Source organism: Aeromicrobium sp. (assembly GCF_049587115.1).
Classification (GTDB): Bacteria; Actinomycetota; Actinomycetes; order Propionibacteriales; family Nocardioidaceae; genus Aeromicrobium.
The window spans coordinates 17,912-39,965 of sequence record NZ_JBAVDI010000036.1 but is presented as its reverse complement, the minus strand read 5'-3'; the positions used below and the strand labels follow the sequence as shown (position 1 = coordinate 39,965).

Sequence of the window (22,054 nt, the reverse complement as noted above, 5' to 3'; positions counted from 1 at the left end):
GTGGCTGAGCCACCTATTCGGGGATAGGACAGGTGGCTGACGCACCGCTCGGTGGGTGGGACGGCATCGCGGTGGATCAGTGACACCTGCTTACAGTGGGTCCGTGGACCCCACGCCGACACAACTGGATCTCGGACGACTCCTCGAGCGACCCCGGAGTGATGGCCCAGCGGAGGACGAGCAGCAGCGCCAGGATTTCACCCGCTTCATGATGCGCTACCAGTTCGGCACGGAGGAGATCGTCACCAAGCTGTCGATCCTGCGTGATGAGTTCGCCCACCTGCACGACACCAGCCCGATCGAACAAGTGACATCACGGCTCAAGAGTGCTGAGTCGATAGTCGAGAAGATGACTCGCAAGGGGTGCGAAAAGACCTTCGAATCGGTAGCCGAGCGGATCACCGACATCGCCGGCGTCCGGGTCACGTGCAGCTTCGTGTCGGACGTCTACACGGTGTTCGACCTGTTGGCCGGCCAGTCCGATGTGCGCGTCGTGGAGGTACGCGACTACATCGCCAGACCCAAGCCCAACGGATACCGCAGCCTGCACGCCCTGATCGAGGTGCCGGTGTTCCTCAGCGACGGCGAGGTGCCAGTGCTCGTCGAGGTGCAGCTGCGCACCATCGCGATGGATTTCTGGGCCAGCCTCGAGCACAAGATTCACTACAAGTACCGCGAGGACGTGCCGCAGTCCCTCCTGGACGGGCTCAAGGACGCTGCTGAGCGGGCCTGCGAGCTCGACGCGACGATGGAACGGCTGCACACCGAGGTCAAGACTGCCGGCGAGCTCCCAGCAGAGCTCAAGCAAGACCTGACGACACACACCAGCGCGATACCGGACGCGGACTTCGTGGAGCGCCTCCGCCACATCAAGCTCTGAGCATCCTCGTCAGGTGAGGACCTGGGCGAGGTCGTACCTCGCGACCTCCTCCAGCTGCTCGTACGTGCACGACTCGGGTTCCCGGTCGGCGCGCCAACGCTTGAACTGGGCAGTGTGCCTGAACCGGTCGCCCTCCATGTGCTCGTAGCCGACCTCGGCGACCCTGGTCGGAGCCAGCGTCACGAAGGACAGGTCCTTGGTGCCGGACCATCGGCTCTGACCACCCGGCAGCCGCGAGCCCGCCTGCGCATCGGCCTCCCGCCAACGACCCCATGGGTGATCGGCCGCGTCGACGACCAGCGGAGCAAGCTCATCGATCAGCTCGGCCCTGCGAACCTCGGTGAAGGACGCCGCGACGCCCACGTGCTGCAGGTGACCGTCGGCGGCATGGAGCCCCAGCAGCAGTGAGCCCAGCAACGGCCGCTCGGCGGTCGAGGTCTTGTGCAGTCGGTAGCCCGCAACGACCACGTCAGCCGTGCGGGAGTGCTTGATCTTGAGCATCGTCCGACCATTGGGCGCGTAGGCCCGGGCCAGCGGCTTGGCGACGACCCCGTCGAGCCCGGCCCCCTCGAAGATCCCGAACCACTCCTGGGCGACGGCCGCATCGGTCGTCGTGCGAGTCACGTGGATCCGGTCGCCCGCGCCGGCCAGCGCCTCCTCCAGCGCGGCCCGGCGCTGGGAGAATGGCTCATCGACGAACGACTCGTCACCCAGGGCCAGCAGGTCGAACGCGACGAATGAAGCGGGGGTCTCCACCGACAGCATCGAGACGCGAGACGCCGCGGGGTGGATCCGCTGCGAGAGCGCATCGAAGTCAAGGCGTCGGTCGATCGCGAGGAAAATCTCTCCGTCCAGCACGCACCGCGGTGGGGTCTCGGCTCGGATCGCCTCGACGATCTCGGGAAAGTAGCGGGTGAGGGACTTGGTCGAACGGCTCGCGAGCTCGATCTCGTCGCCATCGCGGAACACGATGCACCGGAAGCCGTCCCACTTTGGTTCGTAGGAGAGCCCGCCCTCGACCGAGTCGGCAGCAGGCACGCCTTTGACCGACTTCGCCAGCATGGGTCGCAGTGGGGGCATGACTGGCAGATCCATGGTCAACACACTAAAGGCCGCCGCCTACACTGATCAGGTGAATCAGCCCGCCGTCGAGGTCATCGATCTCGTCATGCGATATGGCTCGATCACCGCCGTCGACGGGCTCACCCTGACCATCGAGCCCGGCACGGTCACCGCGATCCTCGGCCCCAACGGTGCCGGCAAGACCACGACGATCGAGACGTGTGAGGGCTTCCGGGTCCCCCACAGCGGTTCGGTTCGCGTCCTGGGGCTCGACCCGATCGCTGACGGCGCACGACTCAAGCCCCGGGTCGGCGTCATGCTGCAGTCCGGCGGCGCCTGGTCAGGCGCCCGGGCATACGAGATGCTGCGCCACATCGCTTCGCTGCACGCCCATCCCCTGGACGTCCACGCACTGATCGAGCGGCTCGGGATGCAGAACTACGGCTCGACCCCGTACCGCCGACTCTCCGGTGGGCAGCAGCAGCGCCTGAGCCTCGCGATGGCCGTCGTCGGACGTCCCGAGCTGCTGTTCCTCGACGAGCCGACCGCCGGACTCGATCCGCAGGCCCGTCGCGGCACGTGGGAGCTCATTGCAGAGCTGCGTGACAGCGGCGTCACGACAGTCCTCACGACACACTTCATGGACGAGGCCGAGACGCTCTCGGACCAGGTGCACATCGTTGACGCGGGCCGGGTCATCGCCTCGGGCACGCCGCAGGCCCTCGCTGCTTCCGGCGCCAAGAACACCGTCCGTTTCGCGGCTCGCCCGGGTCTGGACCTGGAGAGCTTGATGTTGGCGCTGCCCCATGACACCAAGGTCGACGAGGTGGGCCCCGGCGCGTACGTCATTGCGGGCGACGTCGACCCCGCCCTGCTGGCGACCCTCTCGGCCTGGTGCGCGGCCCAGGGAGTTCTGACCGAATCGGTCCTGGTCGAACGACAGACCCTCGAGGACCGCTTCCTCGAGCTGACGGGGAAGGCCCTGCGGTGACCTCTGCGCTCGATCTTTCCCCCCGACCCGGCGCAGCGCCCCGGGCTGCGATGCTGCGCTCGCAGATCTCGATGGAACTACGGCTGCTGACGCGCAACGGCGAGCAGCTGCTGCTGACCCTGGTGATCCCGTTGCTCCTGCTGGTGCTGGGCACCCACTCCAACAAGGTCGTCGACCTGGGTCCCGGCCGGCCGATCGACATCATCACGCCTGGCATCCTGGCGCTGGCGGTCCTGTCGACCTCGTTCACCTCGCTCGCGATCGCAACAGGCTTCGAACGGCGCTACGGCGTCATCAAGCGGCTCGGCGCGTCCCCGTTGCCACGTTGGGGGCTCATGGGGGGCAAGATCGGCGCGATCGCGGTCGTCGAGATCGCCCAGCTCACCCTGCTGTCGCTCGTGGGCCTCGCTCTCGGCTGGGACCCGCACGGAGGCCTGACGGCGTTCGGGCAGATGGCGTTGCTGGCGGTGCTCGGCACGGCCGCCTTTGGCGCTCTCGGCCTTCTGATCGCGGGCACGCTCCGTGCCGAGGCAACGTTGGCGGTCGCCAACCTGGTCTACGTCCTGCTGCTCGTCGGTGGCGGCCTGCTCGTGCCGCTGAGCCGGTATCCCGGCGCAGCGCGCCACCTCCTGGAGCTGCTGCCCTCGGGTGCGCTCGGGCAGGGGCTGCGGGACACCTTCGCCGGTGACGGTCCGGGCGCATTCTCCATCATCGTGCTGATCGCGTGGGCCGTTTGCTGTGGGCTCGGAGTCTCCAGGACCTTCAAGTGGGAATGACGACCAGCCTGCGATCTCCCAGCAGTACGGCCGTCGAGCGATGGGCCTGGGCGGCCGTGGTGGCCAACTCCGTGATCGTGCTGACCGGCGGCTTGGTTCGACTGACCGGCTCGGGCCTCGGTTGCCCGACCTGGCCACGCTGCACCGACGACTCCTTCGTGCCCCACCGCGCCCTCGGGGTTCATGGCGTCATCGAGTTCGGCAACCGAATGTTGACGTACGTCCTGATTGCCGTCGTCATCGCGACACTCGTCGCCGTGTGGCGCTGGTCCGCCTCGACGCGCGAGCTGCGCCGGCTGGCCCTCCTGATCGCGCTCGGGGTGCCTTTCCAGGGCGTCATTGGCGGTATCACGGTGCTGACCAACCTCAACCCGTGGATCGTCTCGCTGCACCTGATCCTGTCGATGCTGCTGGTGGCGGCGTCGGTGCTGCTGGTCCTGCGCGTCCGCGGCTCCGCACTCGCCGCGACGTCCGCCCTGACGGGAAGGATTGTTGTCTCGACGTACGCCGTGCTGTGGGCCGTGGTCTACCTCGGCACCGTGGTGACGGGCAGCGGCCCGCATGCCGGCGACGTCGCGGCGCCGCGCAACGGCCTCGACCCGCAGGTCATGAGTCATGTGCACGCCGTCTCGGTGTACGTGCTCGTCGCGCTCACCGTTGGTTGCTACCTGCGCCTGCGCGGAACCGCCGCAGCCAGCGCCGCTGCGGTGCTGCTGGTCGCAGAGCTGGCGCAGGGCACGATCGGCTTTGCCCAGTACTTCACCGACCTGCCGATCGTCCTGGTCGCGATCCATCTCGTCGGTGCCTCCGTCCTGGTCGCAGCCGGCACCTGGCTCCTGGTCATCGTCATGTCCGACCCGTCGCGCACCGGGGCTCCGGCGGAGTCATCTGGCGCAGAGGCCCCACGGGCCCGCTGACACGGCCCGGTCGTTGCTTCCGATCGACCTCGCCCCTAGGTTGTCCGGATGCCCGTCGACACCGCGACCCCGTCCGATCGAGCTCTCGCTGTCCTGGCGCCCGTGCTGGTCGTCCACATCGGGCTGCTCGTCGCCGGAGCGGCGGCGCTCTCGCTCGACGCGCCGTCCCAGGGCTGGGCGGTGCTGGCGACCGTCGTCGGCTACGCCGTGGCTCTGCCGTGGGCCTGCTGGCGTGCCGGTCGGCCCGACCTCGTCGCGCTGGCGAGCTTCCTCACCGCCGTGTCAGCGTTCCAGCTGCTGCCGGACTGGGTGCTCGCCGACCTGGTCGGGACGCTGCGCTTCCCGGACACCGGCGGGCTGCGGGTCGACGATGTCATCCCGCTCGCGATGGCCGGAATGTGGATAGCACCGCTGTTCGCAGCCGTGGCGCTGAGCGGCGCCCGGCCGGCACGCGCCGCCGGGTTGGCCGCGATCATCTTTCTCGGTAGCGAGGTCCTCGCGCCCTACGTCGGACTGTGGGAGCCGACCGGCGACACCCACCAGCTGCTCGGCGTCGCGATCTGCGTCGTCCCCGCTGAGGCCGCACTCGGGTGGGCCGCTGCGACAGCCTTCATCGCCACCCGTAGCCGAGGCGTCCCGATCCGCATCGGGGCGGCGCTGGCAGTCTCGACGTTCTATCTGGGGGCGTTGGTCCTGAGCCACTTCCTCATCGACGTCGCCGGCTGGCGACTCGTCTAGCCGCGCGGTGTGGTCGCCTGCAGGACGGCCTCGGACAGCGCTTCGGTGCGCAGGCGGGTGATCTGCTGGTAGTTCGGGTCGGCGACCATGCGACTGAACGCAGCGCGACTCGGGTAGCTCACCAGCAGCACGGCGTCCCAGTCGTGGGAGTCCGGCGCCACGAGGGCCGTCGAGGTGTCGCCGAGGTAGACGACATGGGCGCCGACCTTGTCCAGGAACGGCACGATCTGAGCCGCGTACTCGTCGTAGGACGGTCGGCCGCCCTCCGCGAACCGCAGCAGGTTGAGCATCACGACAGGACCACCCTGATCCTCCTGCAGGTATCGCTTCAGGTCGGCCCCGGTGGGATCGATGCTCATGTCTTGTCCTCTCGTCCGGTGTGCCAGCGGTTGGCGTCGATGGCGTAGACCCAGCGGCGCCCCGGCCACTCGGTCAACGACCAGAGCTGCCGTCGCTGTGGCAGGTAGGTGATGTCCTCGGGACCGGTCGGCAGCACGTGGCGATGGCGAGTGTATTGCCCGGGCTGCCCGGACCAGAGATCCCCCGGGACGTCCTCCCCGTTGCTGGAGGTCACGAACCACGTGCCGTCGGCGATGACGGCGCCCTGCATGCGGGCGATCTGTCGATCGTGCAGCTCGGTCGGAACCGACCAGCCCCGCTCGTCGCTGGCGAGCAGCTGGGTCTTTCGGTCGATCGGGTAGCGGATCAGCCGGTGGCTCCCGTTCTTGCGGCCGTACTCCCCAGCCACCAGGTGGTCCTCCCCCGCCCGGTCCAAGGACATGAAGGAGTACGTCATGCGACCGACGCCCTCATCGTGCTGGGCGTGGTAGTCCGTGTGCTGCGGCAGGACGTAGCGATAGCCCTTGGTTCGGATCCGGTTGCGGACCCGGACGATGTCGTCGAGCCGGAACACCCTGATGCCCTGCGAGCTGCCCGCCACAAAGAGGTGCTTCCCGTACCAGACGATTCCGCCAGCGTGGACCCGGACAGGACGCAACCGGTGGAACCAGCCGATCCGCCGAGGCTCGGTCAGCAGCACGTGTCGGTAGCTGGGGGCCTCGTCGGTCCAGTCGATCACCGAGATCCTGGCCCCGAGGTTGAGCCAGCCCATCCACCCGTGGCCGTACCAGCTGACCACGACGACGTTGTGTCCCTCGAACATCCCGCCGCTTGCCTCGGCCCCGTAGGCGTCCGCGGAGGTCGTGATGCCCTGCGGGTACCACCGGGCGGTGGTTGCGTCGTCCGCCCGCCAGGCCATGCCGACGACCGGCGCTGCTCCGGGGACGTCGGCCAGGGATCCGGTGCGGTTGAGATCGGCCAGCACCCCACGCAGCCCGACCCTCCTGAATCCCCCGAAGAACCGTTCCGTGAGCCCAGCCCGGGGCGCAGAAGCGACGAGTCGGTGGGCCGGGGCAGTCACCGGGCCAGCGTACGCACTCAGGCGTGGCGGAGCATCCGTTGGCAGCCTTCGGAGTCGGCCCCGCAGTTCTCGAGCACGAAACCGTGCCGCTGGTACGCAGCGATCGCCGGCCGGTTGCCGTCCATGACTCGCAGGCTGAGCGTCCGACCGCCGCTCCAGGTGACGACCGCCTCGATCAGGGCTGAGCCAAGGTGGCGTCGTCGGACCTCGGGGGCGACCCACATCGAGATCAGCTCGGCGGTGGTGTCAACCTCCCTGCCGGCCACCATGGCGACCGGAACATCGTCGACGTAGGCGATGAAGCACGGGCCATCGGCGATCCGGTCGCGCCACCGCTGCTCGGTGTCGAGATCGCCGCTCCACATCTTCGTGGAGGAGGAGAACGCTCCGGGGTCCTCGCTCAGCGAGCGCTGCCGCAGGAGCCGCCAGTCGGCCCAGTCATCGGGACCGATACGGCGAACCGATGCAGAACCGGTCACCGGAGGAACGGATCGACCGCCGCGGCGACGAACAGCAGTGCGAGATATGCGTTGGAGAAGTGGAACAGGCGCATCGGCTTGATCACGGCCAGGTCCTCGGTGTCGAGAGCGCGCGACTTGAGGTCGTACGCCTCGATCAGGAAGACGATGCCCAGCGTGATGGCGACGGCCGGATAGAACCAGCCGGTCGGCGCGATGGGCCACAGCAGGAGCGAGGTGCCGAACATGACCCAGGAGTAGACGACGATCTGCTTGGCGACCTCGGCCGACGTCGTGACCGACGGAAGCATCGGGACGCTGGCCGCGGCATAGTCCTCGCGGTAGCGCATCGCCAGGGCCCAAAAGTGCGGTGGGGTCCAGAAGAACACCACCATGAACATGACGACCGGCGCCCAGGCCAGCTCGTTGGTCACGGCGGTCCAACCGATCAGCGCCGGGAAGCAGCCGGCGGCTCCGCCCCACACGATGTTCTGGGTCGTGCGGCGCTTCAGGATCATGGTGTAACCGACGACGTAGAACACGTTCGCGGCCAGCGCCAGCATCGATGACAGCGGGTTGACCAGGGTCCACAGCCAGACCGTCGAGACGACGCCCAGAAGGAGACCGAAGACCAGCGCGCCGAGGCTGCCGACCTGGTGGCGGGGCAGCGGGCGCCGGGCGGTGCGTCGCATCAGCTGGTCGATGTCGGCGTCGACGACGCAGTTGAGAGCATTAGCGCTGCCGGCGGACAGCGTGCCCCCCACGACGGTCGCCGCGACCAGCCACCCCGAAGGCACACCCTGCTGGGCGAGGAACATGATCGGGACCGTGGTCAGCAGCAGCAGCTCGATGATGCGCGGCTTGGTCAGCGCGACGTACGACTTGACCACGTCGTTGAACGGCACAGAGGTGGGAACGCCAGAAGTGCTGGCAGCCTTCGCATCCACGACGTTCACGTGGAGCAGTCTAAAGGACACGAGTAGGCTCGTCGTGGCGGCCTGCGAAGCCACCGGACACCGACCCTCGAACGACGATCAGGAGTCACAACTGTGACGTCAGAATCTCCCGCTCTGGAGTGGACAGACCTCGACAAGAAGGCCGTGGACACCGTGCGGCTGTTGGCCGCCGACGCCGTGCAGAAGGTCGGCAACGGACATCCCGGCACGGCGATGAGCCTGGCACCCGTGGCCTACCTGCACTACCAGCATCTGCTGCGCCACGATCCGGCCGATCCGCACTGGCCGGGCCGGGACCGGTTCGTCCTGTCCTGCGGCCACTCGAGCCTCACGCAGTACATCCAGCTCTACCTGTCGGGCTACCCCATGACGCTCGACGACCTCAAGAGCCTGCGGACGTGGGGCAGTCAGACCCCCGGACACCCCGAGTACAGCCACACTCCCGGCGTCGAGGTCACCACCGGCCCGTTGGGCCAGGGCGTCGCCAACGCGGTCGGCATGGCCATGGCCGCTCGACGCGAGCGGGGACTGCTCGACCCGGCCACCGCCGCCGGAGAAAGTCCGTTCGACCATCGCGTCTTCGTCATCTGCTCGGACGGCGACCTGCAGGAAGGGGTCTCCGGCGAGGCCTCCTCGCTTGCCGGGCACCAGAAGCTGGGCAACCTGACGGTGCTGTGGGACGACAACAAGATCTCGATCGAGGACGACACCGACGTCGCCTTCACCGAAGACGTCGCGGCCCGCTACGAGGCCTACGGCTGGCACGTCCAGACCGTCGACTGGACCAATGGCGGGACTGAGTACGTCGAGGACGTGCAGGCCCTGTGGGACGCCTACCAGGCCGCCGCCGAGGTCACCGACCGGCCGAGCTTCATCGGCCTGCGCACGATCATCGCGTGGCCTGCCCCGACGGCCCAGGGCACGGGTGGCTCGCACGGCTCCGCGCTGGGTGATGACGAGATCCGCGCCACCAAGGAGCTGCTCGGCTTCGATCCCGACAAGACCTTCATCGTCGATGACGACGTCCTCGCGCACACCCACCAGGTCCGCGAGCGTGGCGCCGACGCCCACGCGAAGTGGCAGAAGACGTTCGATGCCTGGGCCACGGCTTCACCGGACGGTGCGGCGCTGTTCGAGCGGCTCTCCAAGCGCGAGCTCCCGACTGGCTGGGACGCCGATCTGCCGACGTACGAAGCCGATGCCAAGGGTGTCGCCACCCGCGTCGCCTCGGGAGCCTTCCTCACGGCGGCCGCCCCCCACCTGCCTGAGCTGTGGGGTGGATCGGCCGACCTCGCCGGATCCAACAACACCACTCCCGAGGGCGAGCCGTCGTTCCTCCCGCCTGAACACTCCACCGACAAGTTCACCGGCACCTGGTACGGCCGGGTGCTGCACTTCGGCATTCGCGAGCACGCCATGGGCGCGATCATGAACGGCATGGTCCAGCACGGACTCACTCGCCCGTACGGCGGCACGTTCCTCGTGTTCAGCGACTACATGCGCCCAGCCGTACGGCTCGCCGCTCTGCAGGAGCTGCCGGTCACCTACGTGTGGACGCATGACTCGATCGGTCTCGGCGAGGACGGTCCGACCCACCAGCCGGTCGAGCACCTCGCTGCGCTGCGCGCCATCCCCGGTCTGGACGTCATCCGACCGGCCGATGCCAACGAGACGGTCGTGGCCTGGCGAACGATCCTCGGTCTGACCGACCGTCCATCCGCGCTGGCACTCAGCCGGCAGAACCTGCCGACGTTCCCGCGGGACACGGATGGATATGCGTCGGCTGAGCTCACGGCCAAGGGTGCGTACGTGCTGCTCGACACCGATGGCGAACCGGACGTGATCCTGGTCGGCACCGGCTCGGAGGTGCAGCTCGCGGTTGCTGCTCGTGAACAGCTCGCCAGCGAGGGCATCTCCGCTCGCGTGGTGTCGATGCCGTGCCGTGAGTGGTTCGAGCAGCAGGACTCGGACTACCGCGACAGCGTCATCCCACCTGCTCTGCGGGCTCGCGTCGCCGTCGAGGCGGCCATCGCACTCGGCTGGCGGGACGTCGTGGGCGATGCAGGCCGCATCGTGAGTCTGGAGCACTACGGAGCGTCGGCGGACTACGCCACGTTGTACGACAAGTTCTCGATCACCGCCGAGGCCGTCGTCGCGGCGGCCAAGGACTCGATCGAGGCAGCGGCAGGCGAGCCTCTCGCGCCGTTCCACGCCCGGCCCGCGGGTCCGGTCGGTCCCGGCGACAACCCCGATGCACCCAAGACCCACTGATCGCCACAGCTCGAACTCTCAAGGAGACACCATGAATGACCGACTGCAGGCTCTCGCCGACGCAGGCGTCTCGATCTGGCTTGATGACCTGTCCCGCGAGCGCATCGAGACGGGAAATCTCGCGTCGCTGGTCGCCGACTCCGGAATCGTCGGGGTCACCACAAATCCCACGATCTTTGCTTCTGCCATCGCCGAGGGTGAGCGGTACGCCGATCAGGTCAAGACGCTCAAGGAGTCGGGCTCCGATCTCACGACGACTGTCTTCGAGCTCACGACGACCGACGTGCAGCAAGGCTGCGACATCCTCCGACCGGTCTACGACGCCACCGGAGGAGTCGACGGTCGGGTGTCGATCGAGGTCGACCCCGACCTCGCCAGGGACACCGACGCGACGGTGGCGCTAGCCAGACGCCTGTGGGACCGGGTCGATCGGCCCAACCTGTTGATCAAGATTCCCGCCACGGTCGAGGGCCTGCCCGCCATCGCCGCGACGATCGCCGACGGGATCAGCGTCAACGTGACGCTGATCTTCTCGCTGGATCGCTACCGCGGTGTGATGGATGCCTACCTCTACGGTCTGGAGCAGGCCGCTGCCAGCGATCACGACCTGTCATCCATCTACTCGGTGGCGTCGTTCTTCGTCAGCCGGGTCGACTCTGAGGTCGACGGCCGCCTCGACGAGGACAGCCCGCTGCGCGGCAAGGCGGCGATCGCAAACGCCCGCCTGGCCTATGAGGCATACGAGGAGGTGTTCGGATCGGATCGGTTCGCGGCTCTCGCCGCCAAGGGCGCGAACCCGCAGCGTCCGCTGTGGGCCTCGACCGGGGTCAAGGACCCGGCGTATCCCGACACCATGTACGTCAGCGAGCTCGTCGTCGACAACACCGTCAACACGATGCCGGAGAAGACGCTGCAGGCCTTCGCCGATCATGGCGAGGTCAGCGGCGACACGGTCCACGGGACGTATGACGCTGCCCGTCAGGTGATCGCCGACCTCGAGGCCCAGGGCATCTCCTACGACGAGGTGGTCGAGAAGCTCGAGAACGAGGGCCTCGAGAAGTTCGAGACGTCGTGGAACGAGCTGCTCGAGACAGTCAGCGCCGAGATCGACAAGGCCTGACCGGTGATCGCGCTGGCGCTCAGCATCCCCGATCAGAACCAGTTCGACACCCTCCTGCGCGACGCGATCGAGAAGCGTGTCGCGTCGCGCATCGAGAATCAGGACCCCACCTTGTGGGGCCCTGAGGCAGTGTCAGAGGCAAAGATTCGACTCAGCTGGACGCAGCTCGCCACCGCCTCTCGGCCACTCGTGGCCGAGATCGCCGAGCTTCGCAGTCAGCTCACGGCACGGGGTCTCGACCACGTCGTGCTCTGTGGCATGGGCGGGTCGTCCCTGGCGCCCGAGGTCATCTGCGACCAGGCCGGCGTCCCGCTGACCGTGCTGGACTCCTCACAGCCAGACATGGTGCGCGCGGCCGTCACCGACCGACTCGAACGCACCGTCGTCGTGGTCTCCAGCAAGTCCGGCGGCACCGTCGAGACCGACAGCCAGCGCCGGGCGTACGAGCAGGCCTTCACCGATGCAGGCATCGATCCGGCCGAGCGAATCATCGTGGTCACCGATCCCGGCTCACCACTGGACGAGGAGGCCAGCAGCGCCGGCTACCGGGTCTTTCGAGCCGATCCGCACGTGGGCGGACGCTACTCTGCGCTCACCGCCTTCGGGCTCGTGCCCAGCGGCCTGGCCGGCGCCGACATCGGTGCTCTCCTGGACTCCGCTGACACGGCCTCCGCGGCCCTGTTCGCCGACAAAACCGACAATCCGGCGTTGCGTCTTGGCATCCTGATGGGCGCCGCCAACCAACATCGCGTCGACAAGCTGGTCATCGCCGACCAGACCCGGCACGGTGTCGGCAACTGGATCGAGCAGCTCGTCGCGGAGTCGACCGGCAAGGAAGGGCTGGGCATTCTGCCGGTCGTCGTCCCGTTCGAGAACGCAGTCAACTTCAATCCCAGCAGTGCCGACTCGATCTTGGTGTCGATCGGCAGCGACAGCCCCCCGGAGGCTCAGTCCGGCTACTCCGCGGCGATCGAGGCCGAGCTGGGCGCCCAGATGCTCCTGTGGGAGACCGCGGTGGTGATCGCTGGACGCATCATCGGGATCGACCCGTTCGACCAACCCGACGTCGAGAGCGCCAAGGCGGCGGCGCGTGAGCTGCTGTCCGGTGGGGGCGAAGAGCCGGCTGCCGATGCGACCGACGACGGCATCGACATCTTCGGGACGGGATCGACCGTGGACGGAGCTGTCCGCGCGCTGCTCGAGCAGATCGATCTGGAGCACGGCTACCTGTCGGTGCAGGTCTATCTCGACCGGGTGACGCACGCTGACTTCGCCGGCGTGCGCGAGACGCTCGCCGAGCGCGTGGGGCGCCCTGTCACCTTCGGGTGGGCGCCCAGGTTCCTGCACTCCACCGGGCAGTACCACAAGGGCGGCACGCCCAATGGTGTCTTCCTGCAGATCACCGGAGAACCGGTCGAGGACCTGGCCGTCCCGGGGCGGGACTTCACCTTCGGCTCGTTCATCGATTCCCAGGCCGCGGGGGACGCCGAGGTCCTGAGAGAGCACGGTCGACCGGTGCTTCGCCTGCATCTGCATGACGTGCCACAAGGCCTGGAGACCCTGCGCGACGTCCTGGGGAGGGACAGATGAGCCTGACCGACAATCCGCTGCGCGATGTCAAGGATCGGCGCCTGCCGCGAGTTGCCGGGCCGTGCAGCCTGATCCTGTTCGGCGTCACCGGCGACCTGGCCAAGAAGAAGCTCGTCCCGGCGATCTACGACCTGGCCAATCGCGGCTTGCTGCCGCCCGGTTTCGCGCTGGTCGGCTTCGCACGGCACGACTTCGGCACGCGCGAGTTCGCCAGCATGATCAAGCAGGCGGCCAAGGACGGTGCGCGCACGCCATGGAGCGAGACCGTGTGGAAGCAACTGGCAGCCGGCATCCGTTTCGTGCCGGGCGAGTTCGACGACGATGAGGCCTGGGAACGTCTCGGCACCACGATGGCCGAGCTCGACGAGCAGCAGGGCACGGGCGGCAATCACGCCTTCTACCTGTCGATCCCACCGGGACTGTTCCCGGTCGTGGTGTCACAGATCAAGAAGCATGGCCTCGCCGAATCACCGCGGGGCTGGCGCCGAGTCGTGATCGAGAAGCCGTTCGGCCACGACCTGAAGTCCGCCGAGGAGCTCAACCGCATCGTCGCCGAGGTCTTCCCGCGACAGTCGGTGTTCCGCATCGACCACTACCTCGGCAAGGAGACGGTCCAGAACATCCTCGCGTTCCGTTTCGCCAACGGGATGTTCGAGCCGATCTGGAACAACCACTACGTCGACCACGTGCAGATCACCATGGCCGAAGACATCGGCATCGGATCGCGCGCAGGCTACTACGACGGGATCGGTGCGGCTCGCGACGTCATCCAGAACCACCTGCTCCAGCTCATGGCGCTGATCGCGATGGAGGAGCCAGTCTCGTTCAACGCCTCGTCGCTGCGCATCGAGAAGCAGAAGATCCTCGCCAACGCCCGACCGCCGGCACGCATGGACCTGCACACCGCACGGGCGCAGTACGTCGGCGGCTGGGCCGGCGGCGAGCACGTGCTGGGCTACAAGGAGGAGGACGGCATCCCGCAGTCCTCGATGACCGAAACCTATGCCGCAATGCGGATCGACGTGCTGACCCGACGATGGGCCGGCACCCCGTTCTACCTGCGCGCCGGCAAACGCCTCGGGCGGCGCGTCACCGAGGTCGCTGTGGTGTTCAAGCGCGCCCCTCACCAGCCGTTCAGCAAGAACGACGTCGAAGAGCTGGGCCAGAACGCCCTGGTGATGCGCATCCAGCCCGACGAGGGCGTGACGCTGCGGTTCGGTGCCAAGGTGCCCGGCACCACGATGGAGATACGCGATGTCAACATGGACTTCGCCTACGGCGGGGCATTCGTCGAGAGCAGCCCCGAGGCCTACGAACGGCTGATCCTCGACGTGCTGCTCGGTGATCCCCCATTGTTCCCGCAGCACGAAGAGGTCGAGCTGTCGTGGAAGATCCTCGACCCGGTGATCGAGCACTGGGACCGACAGAAGTCCATCGACACCTACCCGTCTGGCACCTGGGGTCCCGAGACGGCCAACAAGATGCTCGCGCGTGATGGCCGGGCCTGGAGGCGTCCCTGATGGAGATCGCACTGGAGAAGACCAACTCGTCGCGAATTGCACGCGCGATGGTCAAGGCCCGGGTTGCTGCCGGCAGTCCCGCGATGGACATGGTGCTGACTCTGCTGGTCGTCACCGACGATCACAACGTCAGCGAGGCGCTGAAGACCGCGACGACGCTTTCGCGCGAACATCCCTCGCGCGTCATCGGCGTGATTCTCGGTGACGGACGAGGCGGGCCGCAGCTCAACGCCAAGGTCCGGGTCGGGGAGAACTCGTCCGGCGAATCGATCCTGCTGCGCATCTCCGGCGAGCTGACCAAGCACGCGGAGTCCGTTGTCCTCCCCCTGCTGCTGCCCGACTCCCCTGTCGTCGTCTGGTGGCCGGGCAAGCCGCCGACCAATCCATCCGAGGACGCCATCGGGCAGCTGGCCCGTCGCCGCCTGACCGACGCCGAGGCGACCGACTCCCCCATCAGGTCGCTCAAGTCCGTCGCACGGAACTACGAACCCGGCGACACCGATCTGTCCTGGACCCGCCTCACGCCATGGCGAGCGCTGCTGGCCGCGGCGCTCGACCAGTCCAGCGGCAGGGTCTCCGGTGGCACCGTCGTGGCAGGCCGAGGGAATCCGGCCGCGACGCTGCTCGTCTCATGGCTCGAGAGCCGACTCAAGGTCTCGATCACCACCAAGCATGTCGACACGCCGCAGATTCACTCCGTCGTGCTCCACACACCTGACGGAGACGTGCAGATCGAGCGGATCACGGCTCATTCGTGCCACTTCAGCGTGCCCGGCTCGTCGCCGCGGGAAGTGCCGCTCGGCCCCCGGAGTCTGGCCGAGCTGCTGGCCGAGGACCTACGGCGGCTCGACGCCGACGACATCTACGCAGCGACCATCGCGCACATGCTGGCGGACTCGTGAGCACCGAGGTCTACCCGGACGCCCCCGCCCTGGCCGAGGCGATCGCCGAGCGGCTGAGCGGACGCATCGCCCTGATCCAGGCGCAGGGGCGTCGTCCGCGGATCGTGCTGACTGGTGGGACCATCGCGATGGAGGCGTACCGGCTGGTCGAGAACGAGCTGATCGACTGGGCCCAGGTCGACTTCTACTGGGGGGATGAGCGCTTCGTCCCCGCCGGACACGCGGATCGCAACGACCAGCAGGCCCGCGAGGCGTTCCTCGAGCGGCTGGGCGTCCCTGCCGAGGGCATCCATGCCATCCCGGCGCATGGTTGCGACCTGAGCACGGCCGAGGCGGCCGACGAATACGCCTCGACGCTGCCGGCCGAGCCATTTGATCTGGTGCTGCTGGGTGTGGGCCCGGACGGCCACGTCGCGTCGCTGTTCCCCGGGTTCGCACAGCTGCACGAAACTCACCGGCGGGCAGTGGAGGTGTTCGACTCCCCCAAGCCGCCGCCGGTACGGATCTCGCTGACCTTCCCGGCGATCAACCACAGCGACGCGGTGTGGTTTCTGGTCGCCGGTGGCGAGAAGGCCGCTGCCGTGGCTCGCGCGCTGGGCAATGGCTCCGTCGAGGACACTCCAGCCCGCGGCGCCCATGGACTCACCGAGACGGTCTGGCTGCTCGACGAGGCCGCCGCCTCCGATCTCACGGGCTGAGGCAGGGATCGACCCCCGTCAGCGGGTCAGAAGATTACTTCGCCGGACTTGCGCTTGGTGCGCAACAGATCGATGGCCTCTTTGAGGATCTCATCGGCCTCGGTCTCGGATCGACGTTCCTTGACGTACGCGAGGTGGGTCTTGTACGGCTCGATCTTCTTCGCCGTGGGACGGTTGTCCGCGTCGACGCTCGCGGGCATGCCGCAGCGAGGGCAGTCCCAGGACTCGGGCACCTCGGCCTCGATCGCGAACTGCAGCTCAGTCGTGTGGTTGTTGATGCAGAAGAAGGTCACGAACTGCCGCGGAGCGGCTTCGCCACGTTCTGCCTCACCCATGGGGCCAGAGCCGATACGGCTGCCCCGAATAGCGCCTGCTGCCACTAGTTGCTCACCTTCAGGAGCAGGCCGAGCGCGAAGATGCACACGACCCAGACGACGGCGATGCCGACCGTGATGCGGTCAAGGTTGCGCTCGGCCACGGAGGAACCACCCAGCGAGCTGGAGACACCGCCACCGAACATGTCGGAGAGGCCGCCCCCGCGACCTTTGTGCATCAGAACCAGGACGATCATCAGCAGGCTGCTGATCGACAGGAGTACGGAGAACGTCAGAATCACGTTGGGCCTTCGTTGTCAGGCGCCGGACAGGTCCGGCATGGCATAGAACCGAGCGACTCCGGCGAACTCCTCCGCTTGGAGGCTTGCACCGCCAACCAGTGCTCCGTCGACGTCCGACTTCGCCATGATGGCGGCAATGTTCGCCGCTTTGACCGATCCGCCGTAAAGGATACGCAATGCAGCAGCCGCTTCGGGCGACCAGGTCTCCTCTACCCGGCCACGGATGGCCGCACAGACCTCCTGGGCGTCTTCCGGGGTGGCGACCTCACCGGTGCCGATCGCCCAGACCGGCTCGTAGGCGATGACCACCGAAGCGAGCTCCTCGGCAGTGAATCCGGCGAGCGAGCCGTCGACCTGCGCCAGCGTGTGCGCGACGTGGTCGCCGGCCTGGCGGATCTCCAGACCCTCGCCAACGCAGACGATCGGGCTCATGCCGGCAGCCAGGGCCTTGCCGGCCTTGATGTTGACCAGCTCATCGCTCTCGTCGTGGTGCTCGCGCCGTTCGGAGTGACCCACCACGACGTACGAGCACCCCAGCTTGGCCAGCATCGCTGCCGAGATCTCGCCGGTGTACGCCCCGCCGTCATGCTCAGAAACGTCCTGCGCGCCGTAGCCGATGGCGAGGTGGTCGCCATCGATCAGCGTCTGCACGCTGCGCAGGTCGGTGAAGGGCGGGATCACCACGACCTCCGCCTTGTCGAAGTCGTGCTTCTTGTCCTGCAGTGTCCACGCGAGCTTCTGGACGAGGACCACGGCCTCCTGGTGATTGAGGTTGGACTTCCAGTTGCCGGCCATCAGTGGCTTGCGTGCGGAGGCCATGTCAGTTCCCTTCGAGCGGCTGTTGATCGCGGTGGTCCAAGATGTCGAGTCCCGGGAGGGTCTTGCCCTCGAGGTACTCCAGGCTGGCGCCGCCACCTGTCGAGATGTGACCGAAGTCCGAATCGGCGAAACCGAGCTGACGTACCGCCGCGGCCGAGTCTCCCCCGCCGACGACCGAAAGTCCATCGACGTCGGTCAGCGCCTGCGCCACGGCCTTGGTACCGGCCGCGAAGGCCGACATCTCGAACACGCCCATGGGGCCGTTCCAGAACACCGTCTTGGAGGCGCGGATGATCTCGGCGAATCGAGCCGCCGAGTCGGGGCCGATGTCCAGACCGAGCTGGTCATCGGGCATCGCGTCTGCGGCAACCGTCGTGGCTGGGGAGTCCGCGTCGAACTCCGGCGCCACGACGATGTCCGTCGGCAGCACGAGCTGAACCCCCTTGGCGGACGCCTGCTCGATGTAGCCGCGCGCGATGTCGAGCTGGTCCTCCTCGAGCAGGGACTTCCCGACCTCGTGACCCTGGGCCTTGAGGAAGGTGAACACCATGCCGCCGCCGATCAGCAGGCTGTCGGCCTTGTCGAGCAGGTTGTCGATCACGCCGAGCTTGTCGGAGACCTTGGAGCCGCCGAGCACCACCGTGTACGGACGCTCGGGATCGATGGTCAACCGCTCGAGGACCCCGATCTCGGCCTCGACCAGTCCGCCGATCGCAGCGGGCAGACGGGTAGCGATGTCGTAGACGCTGGCCTGCTTGCGGTGCACGACGCCGAACCCGTCCGATACGAACACGTCCGCCAAGTCCGCCAGCTCGTCGGCGAAGGCTCCACGCTCAGGCTCGTCTTTGCTGGTCTCGCCCGGGTTGAATCGGACGTTCTGCAGCACTGCAACCTGCCCGTCCTGGAGCGCCGCAGTGATGCGGTGGGCCTCTGGGCCCACGGTGTCGTTCGCGAACAGCACCGGCGCGCCCAGGAGCTCTGCGAGCCGCTCGGCCACTGGCGCCAGGGAGTACTTCTGATCGGGCGAGCCGTCGGGGCGTCCGAGGTGTGCCGTCACGATCACGCGGGCCCCCGCGTCGGCAAGCGCCTTGATCGTCGGGACGCTCGCGCGAACGCGACCGTCGTCGGTGATCGTCGTGCCGTCGAGCGGCACGTTGAGGTCGCTGCGGACCAGGACGCGCTTGCCGCGCAGGTCACCCAGATCTGAGACCGTCTTCACGAGTCAGAGCGACGATCCGACATGCACGACCAGGTCGGCGAGGCGGTTGGAGTAGCCCCACTCGTTGTCGTACCAACCAACGACCTTGACCTGGTCACCGATGACCTTGGTCAGGCCCGAGTCGAAGATGCACGACGACGGATCGGTGACGATGTCGGAGGAGACGATCGGGTCCTCGGTGTACGTCAGGAATCCCTTGAGCGCACCCTCGGCCGCGTCCTTGACGATCTGGTTGACCTCGTCGACCGTGGTCTCGCGTGATGCCGTGAAGGTCAGGTCCGTTGCCGATCCGGTCGGCACGGGCACGCGGAAGGCGAAACCGTCGAGCTTGCCCTTGAGCTCGGGGAGCACCAGGCTCACGGCCTTGGCGGCGCCCGTCGAGGTCGGCACGATGTTGATCGCCGCGGCCCGCGCCCGGCGCAGATCCGAGTGCGGCGCGTCCTGCAGGTTCTGGTCCTGCGTGTACGCGTGGATCGTGGTCATCAGGCCACGCTCGATGCCGAGACCGTCGTTGAGAGCCTTGGCCATGGGCGCGAGGCAGTTCGTGGTGCAGGACGCGTTGGAGATGATCGTGTGCGCTGCGGCGTCATAGGTGTCGTGGTTGACACCCATGACGATCGTGACGTCCTCGTTCTTCGCCGGCGCGGAGATGATGACCTTCTTGGCGCCACCGTCGATGTGGGCCTTGGCCTTGGTCGCGTCGGTGAAGAAGCCCGTGGACTCGATGACGATGTCGGCTCCGACGCTGGCCCAGTCGAGCTTGGCCGGGTCGCGCTCGGCAAAGGTGGCGATCCGCTGGGAGCCGACGGTGATCGAGTCGTCGTCATAGCTCACCTCGCCGTCGAGGCGGCCGAGGATCGAGTCATACCTGAGCAGGTGGGCGAGTGTCTTGTTGTCCGTCAGGTCGTTGACGGCGACGATCTCGATGTCTGCCCCGGCGGCACGGGCCGCGCGGAAGAAGTTGCGGCCGATGCGGCCAAATCCGTTGATGCCTACGCGTACGGTCACGGGGACGTGTCTCCTGCTGGATCGGGGTGAGTGGCACCCTCACCCTACCGAGTTCCTGCGGCCGACGGCGAGTCACCTCGCTCGGCGGGATCAGCCCTCGGCGAGGCGCTCGTCGCCGAGGGTGGACTCGGTGTCCGGCACACCCAGCTCCTCGGCCCGTTTGTCGGCCATCGCGAGCAGCCGACGGATGCGTCCGGCGATCGCATCTTTGGTCAGCGCGGGCTCGTGCAGCTGCCCCAGCTCCTCGAGGCTGGCCTGTCGATGCTCGACTCGCAGACCGCCAGCCATCCTGAGGTGATCTGGCACCTCGTCTCCCAGGATCTCCAGCGCGCGTTGCGCGCGGGCTCCCGCTGCAACGGCCGCCCGCGCCGAACGCCGAAGATTGGCGTCGTCGAAGTTGGCCAGCCGGTTGGCGGTCGCGCGCACCTCGCGGCGCATGCGGCGTTCTTCCCAGGCCAGGAGCGACTCGTGCGCACCGAGCCGGGTCAGCAGCGCGCCGATGGCTTCACCGTCCCGGATCACGACACGGTCGATGCCGCGGACCTCGCGGGCCTTGGCGCTGATCCCCAGGCGGCGGGCTGCGCCGACCAGGGCCAGGGCCGCCTCGGGACCGGGGCAGCTGACCTCGAGCGCCGAGGATCGACCGGGCTCGGTGAGTGATCCGTGCGCCAGGAACGATCCGCGCCACGCGGCGACCGCATCGCACGAGGATCCGGAGACCACCTGCGGCGGAAGCCCACGGATGGGTCGACCGCTGCCGTCGATCAGCCCGGTCTGGCGTGCCAGCGCCTCGCCATCCTTGGAGACTCGGACGACGTAGTGGGTGTCCTTGCGGATGCCCGCGTTCTGCATCACCAGAACTTCGCTGTCATGCCCGTAGATCTCGGCGATGTCCTTGCGGAGCCGTCGGGCCGCGGCACCGGTGTCGAGCTCGGCCTCGATCACGATGCGTCCGGAGACGATGTGCAGGCCGCCCGCGAAGCGCAGGATCGAGGAGACCTCGGCCTTGCGACAACACGACTTGGTGATCGTGGTGTTGGCGAGCTCCGCCTTCACCTGAGCCGTCATCGCCATCCGGCCGAACCCCTTTGTGTCGAGAAGAATGTGGTCACTCTATGCCTGTCTCATGACGCGGCCGAATGCGGCTGCGAGCCGACCCGGGTGGTGCTGGTCTGATCCGGGGCTGGCCGCGACGTCCGCCACGTGCAACCTGGCGCCGAGCGCGCGCGCCGTGGACTCCAGCGTGCCACGCGTGTCAACGAGGCTGCTGTCCGCGATCACGGCGTCGAGGCCCAGCTCCGGCGCGTGGGCGGCCAGGACCTCGAGATGGTCGGTGGGGGTCAGCCCCTCGGTCTCGCCCTCCTGCTCCATCAGGTTCAGCACCAGGATGCGCTTGGCGGACGTCGTCGTCAGGGCGTCACGAAGCCCTGGCACCAGGAGCGTCGGCATGACACTGGTGAACCACGATCCGGGGCCGACCACGACCCAGTCGGCATTCGCAACCGCGGACACCGCCTCGGGACAGGCGGGCGGATCGGCGGGATCCAGTCGGACCGTGACGACCTGGCCATCGGTCCGAGACACGTCGACCTGACCGCGGACCAGGGTCAGTCGGTCGGGCGCCGACCGCAGATGGACATCAGCCTCGATGTCCAGTGGCACCGCTGCCATCGGCAGGACGCGGCCCTGGGCACCGAGCAGCTCGCCGACCAGGTCGAGTCCTGCGACGTGGTCACCGACCTGGTCCCAGATCGCCGCGATCAGCAGATTGCCGACCGCATGGTCCCTCAACGCTCCGGTGCCTGAGAACCGGTGCTGCAGGATCGCGGCCCACTGGCGACCCCAGTCGTCGTCGCCGCAGAGCGCTGCCAGCGCCATCCGCAGGTCGCCCGGGGGGAGGCCGCCGAGCTCGGCCCTGATGCGGCCGGATGAGCCACCATTGTCCGCGACCGTCACGACACCGGTCAGATTGGTCGTGATGCGGCGCAGCGCCGACAGGCTGGCGGCAAGGCCGTGACCGCCGCCGAGCGAGACCACCTTGAGGTCGCCCTCGGCCCGCCCGGCGACGTGCGTGGGTCGCGTCGTGGTCATAC

The 22,054-nt window shown here is 67.8% G+C and carries 23 protein-coding genes; 11 read left to right on the top strand and 12 right to left on the bottom strand.

The features are described 5' to 3' along the window. The first annotated feature begins 103 nt into the window (after positions 1-103). On the top strand, positions 104-880 hold the full coding sequence (locus tag WB461_RS04120; protein ID WP_423851449.1) for a GTP pyrophosphokinase: 777 nt from the start codon (positions 104-106) through the stop codon (positions 878-880). Between the two features lie 9 nt (positions 881-889). Here WB461_RS04120 and WB461_RS04115 read toward each other — a convergent pair whose 3' ends face one another. Further along, entirely contained in the window at positions 890-1,975 is a 1,086-nt protein-coding gene (locus tag WB461_RS04115; RefSeq protein ID WP_423851448.1) for an ATP-dependent DNA ligase, read from the bottom strand. Between the two features lie 37 nt (positions 1,976-2,012). Between WB461_RS04115 and WB461_RS04110 the strand changes: the two genes are divergently transcribed. Genes WB461_RS04110 through WB461_RS04095 form a run of 4 tightly spaced genes read left to right on the top strand, consistent with a single transcriptional unit; the run spans position 2,013 to position 5,364 of the window. Then, positions 2,013-2,933, top strand: coding sequence for an ABC transporter ATP-binding protein (locus WB461_RS04110; protein ID WP_423851447.1), 921 nt, complete (start codon positions 2,013-2,015; stop codon positions 2,931-2,933). Then, complete coding sequence (locus tag WB461_RS04105; protein ID WP_423851446.1) at positions 2,930-3,709, top strand: ABC transporter permease; 780 nt, start codon at positions 2,930-2,932, stop codon at positions 3,707-3,709. Before WB461_RS04110 ends, WB461_RS04105 begins: the two co-directional genes overlap by 4 nt. Further along, positions 3,706-4,626, top strand: a complete 921-nt coding sequence (locus tag WB461_RS04100; RefSeq protein ID WP_423851445.1) for a COX15/CtaA family protein — start codon at positions 3,706-3,708, stop codon at positions 4,624-4,626. The genes WB461_RS04105 and WB461_RS04100 overlap by 4 nt, the downstream gene beginning before the upstream one ends. Positions 4,627-4,674: 48 nt before the next feature. Next, positions 4,675-5,364, top strand: coding sequence for a DUF6989 domain-containing protein (locus WB461_RS04095; RefSeq protein WP_423851444.1), 690 nt, complete (start codon positions 4,675-4,677; stop codon positions 5,362-5,364). On the opposite strand, the gene WB461_RS04090 is transcribed toward WB461_RS04095, so the two are convergent. From WB461_RS04090 to WB461_RS04075, 4 genes are read right to left on the bottom strand one after another with little or no spacing between them, the layout of a single operon-like run. Beyond that, on the bottom strand, positions 5,361-5,723 hold the full coding sequence (locus tag WB461_RS04090) for a DUF1330 domain-containing protein (RefSeq protein WP_423851443.1): 363 nt from the start codon (positions 5,721-5,723) through the stop codon (positions 5,361-5,363). The two genes, WB461_RS04095 and WB461_RS04090, sit on opposite strands and share 4 nt — an antisense overlap. Continuing rightward, positions 5,720-6,784 carry a hypothetical protein gene (locus WB461_RS04085; RefSeq protein WP_423851442.1) on the bottom strand — a complete coding sequence of 355 codons (1,065 nt, stop codon included), beginning with the start codon at positions 6,782-6,784 and terminating at the stop codon, positions 5,720-5,722. Before WB461_RS04085 ends, WB461_RS04090 begins: the two co-directional genes overlap by 4 nt. Positions 6,785-6,801: 17 nt before the next feature. Beyond that, positions 6,802-7,263, bottom strand: a complete 462-nt coding sequence (locus WB461_RS04080) for a GNAT family N-acetyltransferase (protein ID WP_423851441.1) — start codon at positions 7,261-7,263, stop codon at positions 6,802-6,804. Then, complete coding sequence (locus WB461_RS04075; RefSeq protein WP_423851450.1) at positions 7,260-8,189, bottom strand: heme o synthase; 930 nt, start codon at positions 8,187-8,189, stop codon at positions 7,260-7,262. The genes WB461_RS04080 and WB461_RS04075 overlap by 4 nt, the downstream gene beginning before the upstream one ends. A gap of 102 nt (positions 8,190-8,291) precedes the next feature. On the opposite strand from WB461_RS04075, the gene tkt reads away from it, so the two are divergent. Genes tkt through pgl form a run of 6 tightly spaced genes read left to right on the top strand, consistent with a single transcriptional unit; the run spans position 8,292 to position 16,299 of the window. After that, a complete protein-coding gene (gene tkt / locus WB461_RS04070; RefSeq protein WP_423851440.1) occupies positions 8,292-10,469 on the top strand; it encodes a transketolase in 2,178 nt (725 codons plus the stop codon). A 31-nt stretch (positions 10,470-10,500) separates the two neighbouring features. Continuing rightward, a complete protein-coding gene (gene tal, locus WB461_RS04065) occupies positions 10,501-11,589 on the top strand; it encodes a transaldolase (RefSeq protein WP_423851439.1) in 1,089 nt (362 codons plus the stop codon). 3 nt (positions 11,590-11,592) lie between these two features. Then, complete coding sequence (locus WB461_RS04060; RefSeq protein WP_423851438.1) at positions 11,593-13,179, top strand: glucose-6-phosphate isomerase; 1,587 nt, start codon at positions 11,593-11,595, stop codon at positions 13,177-13,179. Further along, positions 13,176-14,699, top strand: a complete 1,524-nt coding sequence (gene zwf, locus WB461_RS04055) for a glucose-6-phosphate dehydrogenase (RefSeq protein ID WP_423851437.1) — start codon at positions 13,176-13,178, stop codon at positions 14,697-14,699. The genes WB461_RS04060 and zwf overlap by 4 nt, the downstream gene beginning before the upstream one ends. Next, positions 14,699-15,601: a glucose-6-phosphate dehydrogenase assembly protein OpcA gene (locus WB461_RS04050; protein WP_423851436.1), complete on the top strand. Its 903-nt coding sequence runs from the start codon at positions 14,699-14,701 to the stop codon at positions 15,599-15,601. The genes zwf and WB461_RS04050 overlap by 1 nt, the downstream gene beginning before the upstream one ends. After that, positions 15,598-16,299, top strand: coding sequence for a 6-phosphogluconolactonase (gene pgl / locus WB461_RS04045; RefSeq protein WP_423851435.1), 702 nt, complete (start codon positions 15,598-15,600; stop codon positions 16,297-16,299). Before WB461_RS04050 ends, pgl begins: the two co-directional genes overlap by 4 nt. A 26-nt stretch (positions 16,300-16,325) precedes the next feature. On the opposite strand, the gene WB461_RS04040 is transcribed toward pgl, so the two are convergent. The 7 genes from WB461_RS04040 to WB461_RS04010 all read right to left on the bottom strand — a co-directional run bounded on the left by WB461_RS04040 (position 16,326) and on the right by WB461_RS04010 (position 22,052). Continuing rightward, positions 16,326-16,679, bottom strand: a complete 354-nt coding sequence (locus tag WB461_RS04040) for an RNA polymerase-binding protein RbpA (RefSeq protein ID WP_423851434.1) — start codon at positions 16,677-16,679, stop codon at positions 16,326-16,328. Beyond that, complete coding sequence (secG, locus tag WB461_RS04035) at positions 16,679-16,915, bottom strand: preprotein translocase subunit SecG (RefSeq protein WP_423851433.1); 237 nt, start codon at positions 16,913-16,915, stop codon at positions 16,679-16,681. Before secG ends, WB461_RS04040 begins: the two co-directional genes overlap by 1 nt. 15 nt (positions 16,916-16,930) lie before the next feature. After that, on the bottom strand, positions 16,931-17,734 hold the full coding sequence (gene tpiA / locus WB461_RS04030; protein ID WP_423851432.1) for a triose-phosphate isomerase: 804 nt from the start codon (positions 17,732-17,734) through the stop codon (positions 16,931-16,933). Between the two features lies 1 nt (position 17,735). Beyond that, the gene (locus tag WB461_RS04025; RefSeq protein WP_423851431.1) at positions 17,736-18,953 is read right to left on the bottom strand and encodes a phosphoglycerate kinase; all 1,218 of its coding nucleotides are present in this window, start codon (positions 18,951-18,953) and stop codon (positions 17,736-17,738) included. A gap of 3 nt (positions 18,954-18,956) precedes the next feature. Then, entirely contained in the window at positions 18,957-19,961 is a 1,005-nt protein-coding gene (gap, locus tag WB461_RS04020; protein WP_423851430.1) for a type I glyceraldehyde-3-phosphate dehydrogenase, read from the bottom strand. Positions 19,962-20,051: 90 nt separating this feature from the next. Continuing rightward, a complete protein-coding gene (whiA, locus tag WB461_RS04015) occupies positions 20,052-21,035 on the bottom strand; it encodes a DNA-binding protein WhiA (protein ID WP_423851429.1) in 984 nt (327 codons plus the stop codon). Between the two features lie 39 nt (positions 21,036-21,074). Beyond that, a complete protein-coding gene (locus tag WB461_RS04010) occupies positions 21,075-22,052 on the bottom strand; it encodes a gluconeogenesis factor YvcK family protein (protein ID WP_423851428.1) in 978 nt (325 codons plus the stop codon). Positions 22,053-22,054: the final 2 nt, after the last annotated feature.

Excerpts from the sequence above, each read along its gene's own strand:
- WB461_RS04115 (WP_423851448.1), bottom strand. The coding sequence starts at position 1,975 with ATGGATCTGCCAGTCATGCCCCCACTGCGACCCATGCTGGCGAAGTCG.
- WB461_RS04100 (WP_423851445.1), top strand. The coding sequence starts at position 3,706 with ATGACGACCAGCCTGCGATCTCCCAGCAGTACGGCCGTCGAGCGATGG.
- WB461_RS04095 (WP_423851444.1), top strand. The coding sequence starts at position 4,675 with ATGCCCGTCGACACCGCGACCCCGTCCGATCGAGCTCTCGCTGTCCTG.
- WB461_RS04090 (WP_423851443.1), bottom strand. The coding sequence starts at position 5,723 with ATGAGCATCGATCCCACCGGGGCCGACCTGAAGCGATACCTGCAGGAG.
- tal (WP_423851439.1), top strand. The coding sequence starts at position 10,501 with ATGAATGACCGACTGCAGGCTCTCGCCGACGCAGGCGTCTCGATCTGG.
- zwf (WP_423851437.1), top strand. The coding sequence starts at position 13,176 with ATGAGCCTGACCGACAATCCGCTGCGCGATGTCAAGGATCGGCGCCTG.
- WB461_RS04050 (WP_423851436.1), top strand. The coding sequence starts at position 14,699 with ATGGAGATCGCACTGGAGAAGACCAACTCGTCGCGAATTGCACGCGCG.
- tpiA (WP_423851432.1), bottom strand. The coding sequence starts at position 17,734 with ATGGCCTCCGCACGCAAGCCACTGATGGCCGGCAACTGGAAGTCCAAC.
- whiA (WP_423851429.1), bottom strand. The coding sequence starts at position 21,035 with ATGGCGATGACGGCTCAGGTGAAGGCGGAGCTCGCCAACACCACGATC.
- WB461_RS04010 (WP_423851428.1), bottom strand. The coding sequence starts at position 22,052 with ATGACCACGACGCGACCCACGCACGTCGCCGGGCGGGCCGAGGGCGAC.